Below are 302 nucleotides of genomic sequence, written 5' to 3' on the forward strand. Positions count from 1 at the left end.
AGGACATCTTCCTGGACAACATCGAGGTGGCCCGCTACGGCACGCCCGAGGACATCGCGGCCATGTGCGTCTACCTCGCCTCCGACGAGAGCTCTTACTTCACCGGCCAGGTGGTGACCGTCGACGGCGGCCTGAACTCCCACGTCTCCACCGTGGCCCAGTTCCGCGCCCTGGCCTCCCGCACCTGGTAGCAGTGCGAGCGGCAGCAGAGCAGCTGAGCGCATCCAGCGCCCGACGGCCCCGCACCATCTGCGGGGCCGTTTTTCTGGCGCCGAAGGGCGACTTTCTGCCGAACGCGGGGT

General features: G+C 68.2%; 1 protein-coding gene. It reads left to right on the forward strand.

Features of this window, described 5'->3' with window-relative positions; translation table 11 throughout:
• The coding region (locus NE591_RS14320) for an SDR family oxidoreductase (protein WP_256156989.1) at positions 1-191 on the forward strand (191 nt) is incomplete at its 5' end.
• Positions 192-302 lie beyond the last annotated feature (111 nt).

This window comes from Adlercreutzia sp. DFI.6.23 (assembly GCF_024462535.1).
GTDB lineage: Bacteria > Actinomycetota > Coriobacteriia > Coriobacteriales > Eggerthellaceae > Adlercreutzia > Adlercreutzia rubneri.